The sequence below is a fragment of the Flexivirga endophytica genome, from assembly GCF_014640635.1.
Lineage (GTDB): Bacteria > Actinomycetota > Actinomycetes > Actinomycetales > Dermatophilaceae > Flexivirga > Flexivirga endophytica.
The window spans coordinates 71,648-87,689 of the sequence record NZ_BMHI01000004.1; the positions used below are offsets into that span (position 1 = coordinate 71,648).

Genomic DNA, 16,042 nt, shown 5'->3' on the forward strand with positions numbered 1-16,042 from the left:
TGACTCAGGCTCATGGCGGCATCCGAGGAACGAGGAGGGCGCAATGAGCGGGCACGGCGCACCGGAGACGGTGGCGGACGGCAGTGGCCTGCGGGTGGCGATCATCGCGGCGTCCTGGCACGAGCAGGTCATGGGCGGTCTCCTCGACGGTGCCCGCCGCGGGCTCGCGGCGTGCGGGGTCACCGAGACCGCAGAGGTCCGCGTGCCGGGCACCTTCGAGTTGTCCGTCGCGTGCGCCCGGCTGGCGCCGTCGTATGACGCACTGGTCGCGCTCGGCGTCGTCATACGCGGCGGCACCCCGCACTTCGACTACGTGTGCTCGGCCGCCACGAGCGGCATCACGGACGTCACGGTGCGCACAGGTGTGCCGGTCGGTTTCGGCGTGCTGACGTGCGACGACGAGCAGCAGGCGCTGGACCGGGCCGGGCTGCCGGGTTCGGTGGAGGACAAGGGCTTCGAAGCGGCGACCGCTGCTGTCGCGACGGCGGCCACTCTGCGAGCCGTGTGACCCGAAGTGAGCGGCGGCCCGGCATACCTGCGGACCACAGTGTGGCCGGGTGCGCGGTCGACCCGCCGGTGCAATTAGCCTTGGCCGACGTGAAGACGTTCGATCAGCTGCATGCGGAGCTGACTGCCAAAGCCCAGGACCGGCCGGCTGATTCCGGCACCGTGCGCGAGCTCGATGCCGGAGTGCATTTCATCGGCAAGAAGATCGTCGAGGAAGCCGCGGAGGTCTGGATGGCCGCGGAGTACGAAGGTGTGGAGCGCACCGCTGAGGAGATCAGCCAGCTGCTCTACCACCTGCAAGTGCTGATGGTCGCCCAGGACATCTCGCTGGAGGACGTCTATGCCCACCTCTGAGCCCACCTCTGACGCGCTGCGGGTCGCGATGCCCAACAAGGGCGCGCTGGCCGAAGCGAGTGCAAATCTCATGCGCGAAGCCGGTTACCGGGTCCGCCGTGAGTCCAAGGAGCTCGTCGTCGTCGACGCCGAGCAGCAGATCGAGCTGTTCTACCTGCGGCCGCGGGACATCGCGGTGTATGTCGGCCGCGGCCACCTCGAGGTCGGCATCACCGGCCGCGACCTGCTGCTGGACTCCGAAGCTCCGGCTGTGGAGGTCCTGCAGCTGGGCTTCGGCGGGTCCACCTTCCGCTACGCAGCGCGTGCCGGACAGGTCTCCTCGGTGGCCGACCTGGACGGCAAGCGCATCGCGACGAGCTTTCCCGGTCTGGTCCGCAAGAACCTCGCGGACCACGGCGTCGACGCATCCGTCGTCCGGCTGGACGGCGCGGTGGAGACCGCGGTCACCCTCGGCGTCGCCGATGTCATCGCAGACGTCGTGGAGACCGGCACCACGCTGCGGAACGCGGGGCTCGAGGTCTTCGGGGACCCGATCCTGCAGAGCGAAGCGGTGCTGATCCGGCCGCAGGACCGTGCCGAGACGACACCGGCCGTCGACGTGCTGGTGCGCCGTCTGCAGGGCGTGCTGACCGCGAACCGTTACGTGATGATGGACTACGACATCCGGGTCGAGTTGGTGGAGCAGGCCTGCGCGCTGACACCGGGGCTCGAGTCGCCGACCGTGTCGCCGCTGCACCGTGAGGGCTTCGTCGCCGTTCGGTCGATGGTGCCCCGCACCGCGACCAACGCGGTCATGGATCGTCTCTACGAGCTGGGTGCCCGCGCCATTCTGGTGACCGAGATCGCGGCCTGTCGGCTATGACATCCCGCCGGGAGGACGCCTACGCCACGTTCCGCCCGCGACGTTCGCGGTACGTGAGCATCGGCACGGCGATCGCCGTGGTGGTGGTGTTCGGGATCACCGCGTTCACGATCCCGCGCGGTGGTGTCACCGGGTGGAGCGGCGTCGACTCCGCGGCGATGTTCGTCTTCGGCCTGGCCGTGGCGGGGTTCCTGCTGCGCTACGCGCTGGTGCGCGCGACGCCGACGAAGGAGGGTCTGCACGTCCAGAACCTCATCGTGTCGCGCGACATCGCGTGGGCTCAGGTCGTCAATGTGCAGTTCGGCGGGGGAGCCCCCTGGCTCGTTCTGGAACTGGATGACACCGACACGTTGGCGGTGATGGCCGTGCAACGTTCCGACGGCGACTTCGCCAACGCGGAGGCCCGGCGGATGGCCGCACTCGTCGAGGCGCACAACCGTCGCGCCGGCAACGACTGATCGACCGGACGGAAGACCCGCTGGCGACGTCAGTCGGTGTGCAACACCAGATGGGCGTGCGCGGCAGTGTGGTCGGCGGCGAAGACGGTGTCCTCCTGGTCGGCCCAGCGCTGCCAGTGCGGTGCGTAGGCGTCCCCGTCACGGTCCAGGCCACGACGTTTCCGCACGGCAGGCTCGGCTTCCAGCCAGACGCGCACGTCGGCATACGGCCGAGCGATGCCGACACTGCTACCGGCGCCCTCCACGATGACGTAGCGCGTGCGGGGGACCGGCACCGAGTCGGCGAAAGTGCCTCTGGCCCAGTCGAATCGGCGGTATGACGCGGGCTCACCGCGCCGCAACGGCTCCAGCACTTGGGCGGCGAGCAGCGGCGGTGTCGCGGCCAGACCGTCCCAACCGGGATAGATGTCGTCCAGGTGCACGACCGTTGCGTCCTGCAATTCGGCCGCCACCGCACCGGCCAGGCTGGTCTTGCCGGAGCCGCTGCGGCCATCGATCGCAATGATGACCGCAGCGGGGCCGACCGCACGCGCGAGCGCGGCGATCTGCTGCACGTACTCGGCGGACGCTCGGTCGTTCACGCCGGCAATCTAGTGCAGGGGAGTGAAGTCACGGGCGGCGATGTGGGCCGGCCGCGGTGTCCGAGCTGCGTAGGGCTCGACCGGGGTGTTCGCCACGCTGTTGAACACCAGGAAGATGTTCGAGCGCGGGTATGGCGTGATGTTGTTCGCGGACGCGTGCATGATGTTCGAGTCGAACCACAGCGCCGAACCGGCCGGCCCGGTGAACTGGTCCACCCCACAACGATGCGCCAGATCGGCGATGGACTCCTCGTCGGGCACACCCACCGTCTGCTCCTTGAGCGACTCTGCGTGGTTGTTGTCCGGTGTCTCACCGATACCCGGGACGAACGTCTGGTGCGATCCCGGCATGACCATCAGACCGCCGTTGAAGGGGTAGTTCGGCGTCAGTGCGATAGAACAACTCACCGCCCGGGGAGCGGGCAGACCGTCCTCAGCGTGCCAGGTCTCGAAATCCGAATGCCAATAGAAGCCAGTGCCTTTGAAGCCCGGCATGTAATTGACACGCGTCTGGTGGAGATATACGTCGGACCCGAGCAACTGGCGAGCCCGGTGCAGCAACCGCGGATCGCGGGTCAACGCATCGATCTGCTCACTCAACTGCTCGACCTGGAACACCGAGCGCACCTCGCCCGAAGTCTTCTCGGTGATGACCCGTTCGTCGCCCCGCAGCGTCGGATCGGAGGCCAGCCTGTTCAGCTCGGCAGTGAAGGTCTCCACCTCGGTAGGAGTGATGAAGTCCTGCAGGATCGTGAAGCCGTGTCGCTCGTGCTCGTCGAGTGCGGCTTCGTCGAATGGCCCGTCAGCATCGGTACCCCAGACCGTCGGGTGCGTTCTCGGCGTCGGCGCCGCCTCCGCCTCCACGTGATGGCGCGTCGGATAGTGATCCGTCGTGCGAGTCGTCGTCATACCTTCTCCTCTCGGTCGGAAATGGCTCGACACCCCCACGCGGCTTCGCGTGGGGGTGTCGGGGGTTCTTGGGGTCAGGCGTCCTCGAGCACCAGCGGGTATACGCCGTTCTCGTCGTGCACTTCCCGGCCGGTGACCGGCGGGTTGAACACGCAGACCGTGCGCATCTCGGTCCGTGGCAGCACCTGGTGCTTGTCGTGGTCGTTCAACAGGTAGAGCGAGCCGGGGCGCAGCTCGTGGCGCTCGCCCGTGGCCTTGTTGAGGATCTCGCCCTCGCCCTCCACGATGAAGACGGCTTCGATGTGGTTGGCGTACCAGAAGTCGTTGACCGTGCCGGCATACAGCGTCGTCTCGTGCACGGAGAAGCCAACGCCCTCACGTGCCAACACGATTCGCTTACTGCGCCAATTCTCGGTCTTGATGTCGTCGTCGGTGTCGGTGACGTCGTCCAGGGATCGTACGAGCATGCGGGGTGGTCCTTTCAGGTCAGGTGGAAGTCGGGGAAACGTGCGGCCAGAAGGTCAGTCGAGCGCGTCGGTGGCGGCGTTGCGCAGCAGGGTCAGGCCGTCGTTGAGCTCGTCCTCGCTGATGGTCAGCGGCGGAAGCAGCTTGATGACCTCGTCGCGAGGACCGGAGGTCTCGACCAGCAGGCCGGCGTCGAAGGCGTTGCGGCAAGTCTCGGCCGCCTTCTCCGGGTCGGCGAACTCCAGACCGCGAATGAGGCCGCGACCCTTGGCGGTGAGCTCACCCTCGGGGCGCTTGGCCACCATGCTGTTCAGCGTGGCCTCGACGAAGGCGCCCTTGCTGATCGTGGACTCCTCGAGCGTCTTGTCCGACCAGTAGGTGCGGATCGCCTCGGTGGCGGTGACGAACGCCGGGGCGAACCCTCGGAACGTGCCGTTGTGCTCGCCCGGCTCCCACACGTCCAGCTCGGGACGGATCAGGGTGAGCGCGAGCGGCAGGCCGTAACCGCTGATCGCCTTGGACAGGCAGATGATGTCGGGCACGATGCCGGCTTCCTCGAAGCTGAAGAAGCCGCCGGTGCGACCGCAGCCGACCTGGATGTCGTCGACGATGAGCAGGATCTCGTACTTCTTGCAGACCTCGGCAAGCTGACGCAGCCACTCCAGGCGCGCGGCGTTGACGCCGCCTTCGCCCTGCACGGTCTCAACGATCACGGCCGCCGGTTTGTTCAGGCCCGAGCCGCTGTCGGCGAGCATCCGCTCGAAGTAGACGAAGTCGGGGACGTCGCCGTCGAAGTAGTCGTCGTACGGCATCGGTGTGGCGTGGACCAGCGGGATGCCGGCGCCGCCGCGCTTCATCGAGTTGCCCGTGACGGCGAGCGCGCCGAGCGTCATACCGTGGAAAGCGTTGGTGAAGTTGACGATCGACTCACGCCCGGTGATCTTGCGGGCCAGCTTGAGCGCCGCCTCGACGGCGTTCGCGCCACCAGGCCCGGGGAACATCACGGTGTGGTCGAGTCCACGCGGTCGCAGGATCTGCTCGGTGAACGTGTTGAGGAAGTCCTCGCGCGCGGTGGTCAGCATGTCCAGCGAGTGAACGATGTTGTCCTCGGTCAGGTAGCGAAGCAACGCGTCCTTGAGGATGGGGTTGTTGTGCCCGTAGCTCATGACTCCGGCCCCGGTGAAGAAGTCGAGGTACGGCTCGTCGTCCGGTGTGTAGAGGAAGCTGCCCTTGGCCCGCTGGAACGTGGTGGGCCAGGTCCGGGAGTAACTCCGGACGCCGGACTCAAGGCTCGTGGTGTCGGCGGTCACGGTCATGGAGTTTCCTTCGGTCGATCGGCAATGAGGCTGATTCCCCGTTGGCGTTGGAGGTCGCAAGCTCCCTGCAACGCCAATGGATCTCGAGCCTTCTGGCTTGTTCTCGATAACTTCCGTGCGCGCTTTCCCGGGCACGGACGCCGCGACTGGCGGATGCGGCGTTACAGCTGTGGCGCTCAACGCAATGGGCTGATGCGCAGCAAGGGTTCCCCGGCGTGGCCGTCGGGGAAGTGTGCTGCGGGAATGCCCTCGGACCAGGTCAGCTCGGCCTGATGCTTGCGGGCGATGCTGGCGAACAACGCGCGTGACGCCCCGTTGGTCTCCTCGACGGTCGCCTCGAGGGCGTCCACGTCACCGGTAGTGACGAGGTGCTCGAGCATGTGCGCCGCGACACCGCGCCCGCGCTGGTCGCCACGCACGGCGACCTGCCAGACGAACAGATGTGTCGGGCGTTCGGGCGGGCAGTAACCGAGGACGTATCCCACAACTTCGTTGTCGGACAACGCAACTCGGCACGTCGTGGCGAAATCGCGCGCCATCATGAGATAGGCGTATGACGAATTCAGGTCGAGTTCGCCGCCGTCGCGAGCGACGGTCCACATCTGGGCGCCCTCGGACGGGTGCGGTGTCCGGATCACCAGCGAGTGTGCGTCGCCGGATCGCGGACCGTGCGCTCGGGAGGAGCGCCCGATGTGCTGCTTGGTGGACGATGGTCGGGTCGGTACTTCGATTGGTATCGGCATGACTGGCCTCGACGTTATGCGCTGGCAGAGCTAAGTCAACTCAAGATCGACGCGCAACGCCGCGAACGAATCACGTTGCGGGAGCGCAATTTCCGCTGTCTGACGTGGATAGATCGATTTCTCGCAGTGCGGTTTCAGGGCCTCCAAAGTCCGTCTCATGATTTGAGATGAACCCTTACGGCTGTTTCCTGCGGCGCGTGCCGGGGGTCACACTCTCGCCCCGGACTGGCGCCGGGGACACTCACGCCGCGGGCTACCCTTGGCTGCCATGACGGTTGCCGTGCGCGTGATCCCCTGCCTGGACGTGGACGCCGGTCGGGTGGTCAAAGGCATCAATTTCGAGAATCTGCGCGACGCGGGTGACCCGGTGGAGCTGGCCGAGCGGTATGACGGCCAAGGCGCGGACGAGCTGACCTTCCTGGACGTCACTGCGAGTTCGGCCGGCCGGGAGACGACATACGACGTCGTTGGCCGGACCGCGGAGCAGGTGTTCATCCCGCTCACCGTCGGCGGTGGGGTCCGCACGGTCGAGGACGTCGACCGGTTGCTGCGCGCCGGCGCCGACAAGGTCGGCATCAACACCGGCGCGATCGCCAGACCCGCAGTCATCACCGAGATCGCCGAGCGGTTCGGTTCCCAGGTGCTCGTGCTGTCGGCCGACGTTCGTCGTTCACAACACGGCAACTTCGAGGTCACGACACACGGTGGCCTGAAGTCGACGGACCTGGACGCAATCGAATGGTGTGCTCGTGCAGCACGGTTGGGCGTCGGGGAGATCCTGCTCAACTCGATGGACGCCGACGGCACCAAGGACGGCTTCGACCTGGAGCTGATCCGCGCGGTCCGCGCGGAGGTGGATGTGCCGATCATCGCCAGCGGGGGAGCCGGGCACGTGCAGCACTTCGTGCACGCGGTCGAGGCCGGGGCCGATGCGGTGCTCGCGGCGTCCGTCTTCCACTTCGGTGAGTTGACCATCGGCGAGGTCAAGGACGCGCTGCGGGACGCCGGCCACGAGGTCCGCTGATGGCCGTGGACTCCGCGTGCACGGTGGTCACGGCGCTGCGGCGGGCGACCGGCTGACCGAGCCGCCGAGCCGGTTGCCGTGCTTGGGACCAGCAGGAGGCGCGTCATACCGCACGTGCTGCTGGTCCCAGTTGTGGGGCGGCGTTGGTGGTGGGTTGGCTCCTGCCGATGGTGCGCGCGTGCCCTGCGCACGGTGTGCAGGCCCGGGATGTGTCAGGTGGCGTGTGCGTGCTTGGGACCAGCAGGAGGTGCGTCATACCGCACGTGCTGCTGGTCGGTAGCGCTCAGAAGCCGAGCGTGGTGGCTCGGAACGCCTCGATGTCGGAATCCGAGCCGTCGAGTCCCACATCGGTGACGGCATCGCGGCCGAAGATGTAGAGCAACACCTCGCTGGGCGCGCCGGTCAGCACCACGTTCCCGCGTTCGTCCCTCGGACCACGCAGGCTCCGCCGGCCGTGGCCGGGGCAGTCCGCGACGACCCCGGTGCGGGAGTCGCGCAGTGTCAGCCGGCCGATGCGGGGCAGGATCTTCCACAACGCCGCCTGCTCGTCGGCCGGCACCTCGCGGCGGGCGTCCGGGTGGTCGCCTGCACGCAGCACGTCCTCGTGATGGATGAAGAACTCCGACAGATTCGCCTTCTCGTCGACGCCTGGCAGGCCGAAGGGCCCGAGCCGCGGCGGGCCGGAGCGCACCTTCTCGACGAGCTCTTCCCAGGGCGCTTCGGCGATCTTGCGCTGCACCGATTCCAGCCGGCCGGACAGCAACGGCAGGAACATCCCGGCGGCCGCATCCGGTCGGCCCTCGCGCACCACGAGGTGTGCCGCGAGGTCGCGAGTGGTCCAGTCCCCGCACAACGTCGGCGCGTCGGGCCCGACCTCGGCGAAGACATCACACAGCGCAGCGCGTTCGGCTCGGGCGAAATTCGGCATACGCCAAGCATGACCTACGGCGACGCGACACAGGTCACACCGTCACACCTCACCTGCTGCGGCGGCCGCGTGACGCCGACGCCGGTGCGGCAGAATGGCAATCGTGAGTCCTTCCGCTCTCGACCCCGACATTGCCGCACAACTGAAGCGCGACCCGGCAGGGCTGGTCCCTGCCGTGATCCAGCAACACGACACCGGCGAAGTGCTGATGGTCGGCTGGATGGACGACGAAGCCCTGCATCGCACGCTGACCTCCGGCCGGGTGACGTTCTGGTCGCGCAGCCGCGGCGAATACTGGCGCAAGGGCGACACGTCCGGTCACGTCCAGCACGTGAAGTCGGTCGCGCTCGACTGCGACGGCGACACCCTGCTGGTCCGTGTCGACCAGATCGGCGCTGCCTGTCACACCGGCGAGCGGACCTGCTTCTTCACCGATCTGCAGGCGGTGACCGCGTGAGCGCCGAAGGACAACTCAACGCCGAGCTGGAATGGGGTGTGACCTGGCCGAGCCTGCCGCAGTTCCTGCAACTGGCGAGTGACGGCCGCCGCGTCATACCGGTGGTGCGCCGGCTGTTGGCCGACGGCGAGACGCCGCTGGGCATCTACCGCAAACTCGCCAGTGACCGTCCGGGCACCTTCCTGCTGGAGTCCGCGGAGCACGGGGGAGTGTGGTCGCGCTACTCGATCATCGGTGCGGACAGCCGCGCCACTCTCACCGAGCAGGACGGCCGGGCGCTCTGGCTCGGCTCGCCACCGCTGGGAGTGCCCACCGACGGCACCGCGACCGATGTCCTGCGCGACACGATGCAGGTCCTCGCGACCCCTCGCATCCCGGGCCTTCCGCCGCTGACCGGCGGCTTGGTCGGCGCCGTCACGTATGACGCGGTCCGGCACTGGGAACGACTGCCCGACACCGGAACGGACGAGTTGCACACCCCCGAGCTGGGGATGGTGCTGGCGACGGATCTCGCGGTCATGGACCACTCCGACGGCAGCGTGCTGCTGATCGCCAACGCGATCAACCATGACAACACCGATGCGCGCGCCGAGCAGGCGTGGGCGGGCGCGGTGGACCGGCTCGACGCCATGCAGGAAGCGCTGGCCGTCGACGCGCCGAGCACGGTGTCGGTGCCGGAGCCGGTCGAGCTGCAGCCGACCAGCACCCACACCCGCGAGCAGTACCACGACATGGTCGAGCAGGCGAAGGAGGACATCCGCTCCGGCGAAGCCTTCCAAATCGTTGTGTCACAACGGTTCTCGGTGCCGTGTGGTGCCGACGCGCTGGACGTCTACCGGGCGCTGCGGGTCGGCAACCCGAGCCCCTACATGTATCTGCTGCGCCTGCCGCATCCCAACGGCTCGACCTACGACATCGTCGGGTCCAGTCCGGAGGCGCTGGTCAAGGTCACCGGCGACCATGTGATCACCCACCCGATCGCAGGGTCCCGCCCGCGCGGCAAGAGTCCCGAGCAGGACGAGGACCTCGCCGACGAGTTGCTCGCCGACCCGAAGGAACGCGCCGAGCACCTGATGCTCGTCGACCTGGCACGCAACGACCTGCAGAAGGTCTGCGACGCGGGCACGGTCGACACCGTCGAGTTCATGCAGAACCGCCGCTACAGCCACATCATGCACCTGGAGTCGACCGTGGTCGGCCGCCTCGCGGAGGGTCGCTCGGCATACGACGTGCTCGTGGCGACCTTCCCCGCCGGCACGCTCAGCGGTGCCCCGAAACCGCGGGCGCTGCAGATCATCGAGCGGCTCGAGGGCGTTCGCCGTGGTGTGTATGGCGGAGTCGTCGGCTACTTCGACTTCGCCGGGGACTTGGACATGGCCATCGCCATTCGCACGGCGGTGCTGCAGGACAACGTCGCCTACGTGCAGGCCGGTGCCGGCATCGTCGCGGACTCGGTGCCGGAGTCCGAATACCAGGAGACCCGCACCAAGGCCGCCTCGGCGCTGCGCGCGGTCGCGGTGGCCTCCGGGATGCGACTGATCGGGTGACGCAGCATCAGAGGAGAGGAAGCAGATGATCGGCAAGCGGACCGTCCTGCTCACGGGGGCCCTCGCGGTGATTCTGCTGGTGGCGGCCAACACTCGCACCTGGGTCAGCGGCACCGTGACCGATGCTGTGCTGCAGGGCGCGCACACCGACGCCTCCGGGGGCAAAGCCGCTCCGGCGCTGCTCGCGTCGGCACTGGTGGGCGCAGCGGCAGTGTTGGCGACCCTGACGACCGGCCGCATAGCGCGCTGGATCGCCGCCGTCATCACCCTGCTCGCCGGCATCGTGGCAGTCATCGCCGTGATGGTGGTCGTGCGCGACCCGGTCAAGACACTTGGCGACGTCGCGACGTCGATGACCGGCCACACCGGCGACCGGAAGGTCACCGCCGATCTGACGTTCTGGCCATGGGTGGCGCTGCTGGGCGCCGTACTCCTGGTGCTGACCGGCGTGCTGGGGATCCTCGGCGCGCGCGCCTGGTCCGGCCTGTCCAGTCGGTATGACGCCCCCACCGCCCCCAAGGCCGCCGCGCGTTCGGACTGGGACAAGCTGACCGACGGCGAGGACCCGACAGACTCCTCAGCCGGGTCTGACACAATCGACGACACCAGACCGACTGACCGGTAGGGCACGAACGACAAGGTCGTGATGACGACCGAGTGACGTGTGGGACGCGAGGGACCAAGTGATCGCGTCGCACACCGCGCTCGCGAGAGGTTTGCGACCACAGACTCAGGCGAAGGAGCAACGGCTGATGGCCGAAGAAATCCACGAGGACCACGGACACAGCGTCGCTGCTTGGACCACCGTGTGCTTCCTGCTGGTGGCCGCGATCTGCGTGAGCATCGGCGTGGCCTGGGGTCTGCACCCGTTCTATTACATCGGCGGGGCCCTGGCGGTCGTCGGAGTCCTGGTCGGCAAGGTCCTGGGCAAGATGGGCTTCGGCAACCACCACAAGATCGCAGCTCCGCCGCTCACTCCGCAGGAGCAGGCGCAGATCCGGTCCCAGCAGGCGTCCTAGGTGGCCACGGTCCTCGACGACATCATCCTCGGGGTTCGCGAGGACCTCGAGGATCGACGACGTCACATCTCGGCACCGGAGGTCGCGCGGCACGCCCGCGAGACCGCACCGGCCCTCGATGCACTTGCTGCTTTCCGGGCGGACGGCCCGGTCAAGGTCATCTCCGAGGTGAAGCGCCGCAGCCCCAGCAAGGGAGATTTGGCGACGATCCCGGATCCGGCGGAGCTGGCAGCGGCATACGAGCAGGGCGGTGCGACCGCGATCTCGGTCCTGACCGAGCAGCGTCGCTTCGGCGGCTCAATTGCCGACCTCGACGCAGTGCGTGCCAGCGTCCGGATTCCGTTGCTGCGCAAGGACTTCATGGTCGATCACTACCAGATCGACGAGGCACGTGCGCACGGCGCGGACATCATCCTGCTGATCGTCGCGGCGCTGGACGACGTCCTGCTGCGCGACCTCTTCCAGCACGCGACCGAGCTCGGTATGACGGCGCTGGTCGAGACCCACGACGAGCCGGAGATCGATCGGGCGCTCGCCGTCGACGCCCAGCTGATCGGCGTCAACGCGCGCAACCTCAAGACCCTGGACGTCGACCGTGGCTTGTTCGCCGAACTCGCACCGCGCGTGCCGGCCGACCGCGTGCGTGTCGCCGAGTCCGGCATCCGCAACCCGCAGGACGTCGCCGACTACGTCGCGGCCGGCGCTGACGCGGTGCTCGTCGGTGAGGCCCTGGTCACCGGCGGCGACCCGCGCTCCGCAGTCCGCACGATGATCGAAGGTTCCCGATGAGTCAGACCACACCGCCACTCGGCCGCTTCGGTGCGTATGGCGGCCGCTATGTCCCCGAGGCCCTGGTCGCGGCGCTCGAGGAGTTGGACGAGCACCGTCGCAAGGCATCGGCCGACCCGTCGTTCGTCGGCGAGTTGTCCGAGCTGCACCGCAGTTACACCGGCCGGCCCAGCATCATCACGCCGGTCCACCGCTTCGGTGACGAGCACTGCGGGGGAGCGCAGGTCGTGCTCAAGCGCGAGGACCTCAACCACACCGGCTCACACAAGATCAACAACGTGCTCGGCCAGGCACTGCTCACCAAACGCATGGGCAAGACCCGTGTCATCGCCGAGACCGGCGCGGGCCAGCACGGCGTCGCGACCGCGACGGCGGCTGCGCTGATGGGACTCGACTGCACCGTCTACATGGGTCGGGTCGACACCGAGCGGCAGGCACTGAACGTCGCCCGGATGCAGCTGCTCGGCGCCGAGGTCGTCCCGGTCGACCACGGGTCGCGCACCCTGAAGGACGCGGTCAATGAAGCGTTCCGTGACTGGGTCGCCAATGTCGGACACACCCACTACGTGCTGGGTACGGTCACCGGCCCCTACCCGTTCCCGGAGATGGTCCGCGACTTCCACCGCATCATCGGTGTCGAGGCCCGCGCCCAGATGCTCGACGCCTACGGCCGGCTGCCCGACGCCGTGTTGGCGTGCGTCGGCGGCGGCTCCAACGCGATGGGCATCTTCCACCGCTTCATCGACGACCCCGACGTCCGGTTGATCGGCCTCGAAGGCGGCGGGGACGGACCCGACTCCGGGCGTCACGCGTCCCGCTTCAGCGGCCAGGCGAGCCCCGGGGTGCTGCACGGCGCGTTCACCTACGTGCTGCAGGACGACGAGGGCCAGACCATCGAATCCCATTCGGTGTCAGCGGGTTTGGACTACCCGAGCGTCGGACCGGAGCACTCCTTCCTGCGTGACTCCGGCCGTGCCGAATACCTCCCGGTCACCGACACCGAGGCCATGAGCGCCTTCCAAGCGCTCTCCCGGACGGAAGGCATCCTGCCCGCCATCGAGAGTGCACACGCGCTCGCGGGGGCGATGAACCTCGGTCGCGAGCTCGGCCGCGACGCGTTGCTGCTGGTCAACCTGTCCGGCCGTGGCGACAAGGACGTGCACACAGCAGCGCAGTGGTTCGGTCTGCTCGACGAGAAGGACACCCAGATATGAGCACCCCACGAAGTTCTCCCCCGCTGCGCTCTTCCGATACTTCGCGGGGGCCCCGCATGTCTTCGTCGGATTCGTCGCAGGGCCATGTGAGTGCGGTGTCGGAGCGACTCGCGAAGACGAAGTCCGAGGGGCGCGCAGCGCTCGTCGGTTACCTGCCGGTCGGCTACCCCGACGTCGACGGCTCCATCGAGGCGATGGTCACGATGGTCAAGGCCGGTGTGGACATCGTCGAGATCGGCCTGCCCTACACCGACCCGCTGATGGACGGCCCGGTCATCCAGACCGCCGCGACCGGTGCGCTGGCCGCCGGCGTGCACGTGCGCGACGTCTTCCGCGCCGCCGAAGCCGTCGCCGCTGCAGGCGCCGCGTGCGAAGTGATGACCTACTGGAATCCCGTGCTGCGGTATGGCGTGGACGCCTTCGCCCGCGACCTCGCCGCGGCGGGCTGCTCCGGCCTCATCACGCCCGACCTGGTGCCGGACGAGGCCGCCGACTGGATCGAGGCCAGCGCGGCGCACGACCTCGACCGGGTGTTCCTCGTCGCTCCGAGCTCGACACCTGAACGCTTGGTGACCACCACGGCCGCCTGCCGCGGATTCGTGTATGCCGCCTCGCTGATGGGTGTGACCGGAGCGCGTGCGCAGGTCGACAGTGAGGCAGCGAAACTGGTGCAGCGCGTCCGCGCGGTGAGCGACATACCGGCCTGCGTCGGCCTGGGCGTCTCGACCGCCGAACAAGCACGAGAGGTCGCGGGCTACGCCGACGGCGTGATCGTCGGATCCGCGCTCGTCGCCACGTTGGTGGACGCCGACGACCGGCAAGCAGGTCTGTCCGCGCTCGCACGCAAGGCCGAGTCCCTTGCCGACGGAGTGCGAGGGTGATCGCCGAGGGGTCGTACTTCCCGAGCCCGACGGTCGGGGTCTTCTGGCTGGGACCGTTCCCGATCCGGATGTACGCGCTGTGCATCCTGGCCGGCATCGTCCTGGCGATCTGGGTCACCGGACGCCGGATGGAGGATCGCGGCTACCAGCGTGAGGACGCACTCAACGTCGCCTGGTGGGCGGTGCCGTTCGGCATCGTCGGCGGGCGCATCTACAACGTCATCACCTCGCCGCAGCCCTACTTCGGCAAGCACGGCAACCCCTGGGACGCGTTCGCGATCTGGCACGGCGGCCTCGGCATCTGGGGCGCCATCGCGATCGGTGCGCTTGGCGCGTACATCGGCTGTCGCCGCAACAACATCCGCTTCCTCGACTTCGCCGACGCCGGTGCGCCCGGTGTCGTCCTGGCGCAGGCGCTCGGCCGGTGGGGCAACTACTTCAACAACGAGCTGCACGGCCGCACCACCGATCTGCCCTGGCGGCTGAAGATCTATGAATGGGACGAGACCGCCGGCCACGCGGTGAAGGACTCGGCCGGTCACCCGATCGTCAAGGGCTACTTCCAGCCGACCTTCCTCTACGAGTCGCTGTTCTGCCTGGTCATCGCGCTCATCGTGGTGTGGCTGGACCGCCGTTACCGGCTCGGCCGGGGCAAGTCGTTCTTCCTCTACGTCACGCTCTACCCGATCGGCCGGATCTGGATGGAGTGGATGCGCAACGACCCCGCCAACCACATCCTCGGCCAGCGCGTCAACGTGTGGGTGTGCGTGCTGGTGTTCATCGGCGGCCTCGTCGGCCTGGTGATCAATGCGCGTCGGCATCCGGACGGTGAGCGGGAGCCGATCCCGGGCAGCACCCCGACCGACGACGGGGCGCAACCGGACGCAGCGGCCGAGGACCCGTCACCGGCGCAGGCCGGGCCGGTCAAGGACCCCGGCCCACCGCACGACAACTGATCCGCACCCGCGCGTTCGAATGCGCGGATCGTGCAGTGGTGTCATAAGATCGGCCCGCAGCGGGGGATGAACGCGCCCGAACCAGTGGGTGAAACGAAGGAGTACGACGATCGAACTCGCGGTCGAGCCTGTCCCGAGGGACGCCGACACCCCGACCTTCGGGGTGGTGGTGCTCACTCAGGGGACCCGCCCACCGGAGTTGCGTCGCGGCCTCGACTCGCTGCTGGGTCAGACCGGTGTCCGGCTCGACATCGTGGTCGTCGGCAACGGCTGGGATCCGGTCGATCTGCCTCCTCGGGTCAAGGCGTTGCCGCTGCCGGAGAACGTCGGCATACCCGCCGGACGCAACGCGGGTGTCGATCACGTCACCGGCGACCTGCTCTTCTTCCTCGACGACGACGCGTGGCTGCTGGACGACGACTTCCTGGTCAAGTGCGCCGCGGAGTTCCGCGCCGACCCGACGATCGGGATGATCCAGCCGCGCATCGAGGACCCCGAGGTCGGAGACCTGCCGACCCGGTGGATCCCGCGGCTGCGCAAGGGCAGTCCCTACCGTTCGTCCAACGTCTTCTCGGTCGTCGAGATGGCTGTCGCCATACGTCGGGAGGTCTTCGAGCAGACCCTGGGCTGGCCGGCACCCTTCTTCTACGCGCACGAGGGCATCGAGCTCGCCTGGCGCGTCTGGGGCGCCGGCAGTCGCACCGTCTACCTCGGTCACCTGCGCGCCGGGCACCCGGTCATCGACCCGCGCCGGCACGACGACTACTTCACCAAGAACGCCCGCAACCGGGTCTGGCTCGCGCGTCGCAACCTGCCCTGGCCGGTCAGTTGGGGGTATGTCGGCTCCTGGACAGCGGTGCAGGTGGTCCGCTCCCGCAACGTGCGCGAGAGCCTGCGGCCCTGGTTCGCCGGCTGGCGCGAGGGCTGGACCACCCAGCCGTGGGCGCCCGGTGAGCCGCACCGCAAACTGCCGTGGTCAGCCGTATGGCGCATGGCCCGCAACGGTCGATGGCCGGTGATCTGACGTGACGA

20 protein-coding genes are annotated in these 16,042 nt (G+C 68.2%); 14 read left to right on the forward strand and 6 right to left on the reverse strand.

Annotated elements, in window-relative coordinates; genetic code table 11:
- Positions 1 to 43: 43 nt before the first annotated feature.
- From ribH to IEX71_RS12365, 4 genes are all read left to right on the forward strand, one after another.
- Positions 44 to 508, forward strand: a complete 465-nt coding sequence (ribH, locus tag IEX71_RS12350; protein ID WP_188837353.1) for a 6,7-dimethyl-8-ribityllumazine synthase — start codon at positions 44 to 46, stop codon at positions 506 to 508.
- Between the two features lie 89 nt (positions 509 to 597).
- On the forward strand, positions 598 to 861 hold the full coding sequence (locus tag IEX71_RS12355) for a phosphoribosyl-ATP diphosphatase (RefSeq protein WP_188837354.1): 264 nt from the start codon (positions 598 to 600) through the stop codon (positions 859 to 861).
- Positions 848 to 1,723: an ATP phosphoribosyltransferase gene (gene hisG, locus IEX71_RS12360; RefSeq protein ID WP_188837355.1), complete on the forward strand. Its 876-nt coding sequence runs from the start codon at positions 848 to 850 to the stop codon at positions 1,721 to 1,723. The genes IEX71_RS12355 and hisG overlap by 14 nt, the downstream gene beginning before the upstream one ends.
- Positions 1,720 to 2,181 carry a PH domain-containing protein gene (locus IEX71_RS12365; protein ID WP_188837356.1) on the forward strand — a complete coding sequence of 154 codons (462 nt, stop codon included), beginning with the start codon at positions 1,720 to 1,722 and terminating at the stop codon, positions 2,179 to 2,181. The genes hisG and IEX71_RS12365 overlap by 4 nt, the downstream gene beginning before the upstream one ends.
- 29 nt (positions 2,182 to 2,210) lie before the next feature.
- Here the strand turns inward: IEX71_RS12365 and IEX71_RS12370 are convergent, their stop codons facing one another.
- The 5 genes from IEX71_RS12370 to ectA all read right to left on the reverse strand — a co-directional run bounded on the left by IEX71_RS12370 (position 2,211) and on the right by ectA (position 6,195).
- Positions 2,211 to 2,762, reverse strand: coding sequence for a nucleoside/nucleotide kinase family protein (locus IEX71_RS12370; protein ID WP_188837357.1), 552 nt, complete (start codon positions 2,760 to 2,762; stop codon positions 2,211 to 2,213).
- A gap of 9 nt (positions 2,763 to 2,771) precedes the next feature.
- Positions 2,772 to 3,671, reverse strand: coding sequence for an ectoine hydroxylase (thpD, locus tag IEX71_RS12375; RefSeq protein ID WP_188837358.1), 900 nt, complete (start codon positions 3,669 to 3,671; stop codon positions 2,772 to 2,774).
- 74 nt (positions 3,672 to 3,745) lie between these two features.
- Positions 3,746 to 4,138: an ectoine synthase gene (locus IEX71_RS12380; protein ID WP_188837359.1), complete on the reverse strand. Its 393-nt coding sequence runs from the start codon at positions 4,136 to 4,138 to the stop codon at positions 3,746 to 3,748.
- Between the two features lie 54 nt (positions 4,139 to 4,192).
- Positions 4,193 to 5,452: a diaminobutyrate--2-oxoglutarate transaminase gene (ectB, locus tag IEX71_RS12385; RefSeq protein ID WP_188837360.1), complete on the reverse strand. Its 1,260-nt coding sequence runs from the start codon at positions 5,450 to 5,452 to the stop codon at positions 4,193 to 4,195.
- 176 nt (positions 5,453 to 5,628) lie between these two features.
- Positions 5,629 to 6,195, reverse strand: a complete 567-nt coding sequence (ectA, locus tag IEX71_RS12390) for a diaminobutyrate acetyltransferase (RefSeq protein WP_188837361.1) — start codon at positions 6,193 to 6,195, stop codon at positions 5,629 to 5,631.
- Positions 6,196 to 6,463: 268 nt separating this feature from the next.
- Between ectA and hisF the strand changes: the two genes are divergently transcribed.
- Positions 6,464 to 7,219, forward strand: a complete 756-nt coding sequence (gene hisF / locus IEX71_RS12395; RefSeq protein WP_188837362.1) for an imidazole glycerol phosphate synthase subunit HisF — start codon at positions 6,464 to 6,466, stop codon at positions 7,217 to 7,219.
- 283 nt (positions 7,220 to 7,502) lie between these two features.
- Here the strand turns inward: hisF and IEX71_RS12400 are convergent, their stop codons facing one another.
- Entirely contained in the window at positions 7,503 to 8,147 is a 645-nt protein-coding gene (locus tag IEX71_RS12400; protein WP_188837363.1) for a TIGR03085 family metal-binding protein, read from the reverse strand.
- 103 nt (positions 8,148 to 8,250) lie between these two features.
- Between IEX71_RS12400 and hisI the strand changes: the two genes are divergently transcribed.
- The 9 genes from hisI (at position 8,251) to IEX71_RS12445 (ending at position 16,034) form a co-directional block, all read left to right on the forward strand.
- Complete coding sequence (gene hisI, locus IEX71_RS12405) at positions 8,251 to 8,604, forward strand: phosphoribosyl-AMP cyclohydrolase (RefSeq protein WP_373284621.1); 354 nt, start codon at positions 8,251 to 8,253, stop codon at positions 8,602 to 8,604.
- Positions 8,601 to 10,151 (forward strand): anthranilate synthase component I, encoded by a 1,551-nt coding sequence (locus IEX71_RS12410; protein WP_188837365.1) that lies wholly within the window; start codon positions 8,601 to 8,603, stop codon positions 10,149 to 10,151. Before hisI ends, IEX71_RS12410 begins: the two co-directional genes overlap by 4 nt.
- A gap of 25 nt (positions 10,152 to 10,176) precedes the next feature.
- A complete protein-coding gene (locus IEX71_RS12415) occupies positions 10,177 to 10,776 on the forward strand; it encodes a Trp biosynthesis-associated membrane protein (RefSeq protein ID WP_188837366.1) in 600 nt (199 codons plus the stop codon).
- A 127-nt stretch (positions 10,777 to 10,903) separates the two neighbouring features.
- Positions 10,904 to 11,170, forward strand: a complete 267-nt coding sequence (locus IEX71_RS12420) for an HGxxPAAW family protein (protein ID WP_188837367.1) — start codon at positions 10,904 to 10,906, stop codon at positions 11,168 to 11,170.
- Positions 11,171 to 11,959 (forward strand): indole-3-glycerol phosphate synthase TrpC, encoded by a 789-nt coding sequence (trpC, locus tag IEX71_RS12425; RefSeq protein ID WP_188837368.1) that lies wholly within the window; start codon positions 11,171 to 11,173, stop codon positions 11,957 to 11,959. It abuts the gene before it with no gap.
- Positions 11,956 to 13,173 carry a tryptophan synthase subunit beta gene (trpB, locus tag IEX71_RS12430; RefSeq protein WP_188837369.1) on the forward strand — a complete coding sequence of 406 codons (1,218 nt, stop codon included), beginning with the start codon at positions 11,956 to 11,958 and terminating at the stop codon, positions 13,171 to 13,173. Before trpC ends, trpB begins: the two co-directional genes overlap by 4 nt.
- A gap of 56 nt (positions 13,174 to 13,229) precedes the next feature.
- A complete protein-coding gene (gene trpA / locus IEX71_RS12435; protein ID WP_188837370.1) occupies positions 13,230 to 14,054 on the forward strand; it encodes a tryptophan synthase subunit alpha in 825 nt (274 codons plus the stop codon).
- Positions 14,051 to 15,010 carry a prolipoprotein diacylglyceryl transferase gene (lgt, locus tag IEX71_RS12440; protein WP_229749692.1) on the forward strand — a complete coding sequence of 320 codons (960 nt, stop codon included), beginning with the start codon at positions 14,051 to 14,053 and terminating at the stop codon, positions 15,008 to 15,010. The genes trpA and lgt overlap by 4 nt, the downstream gene beginning before the upstream one ends.
- A 109-nt stretch (positions 15,011 to 15,119) precedes the next feature.
- On the forward strand, positions 15,120 to 16,034 hold the full coding sequence (locus tag IEX71_RS12445) for a glycosyltransferase family 2 protein (RefSeq protein ID WP_188837884.1): 915 nt from the start codon (positions 15,120 to 15,122) through the stop codon (positions 16,032 to 16,034).
- The last annotated feature ends 8 nt before the right edge of the window (positions 16,035 to 16,042 follow it).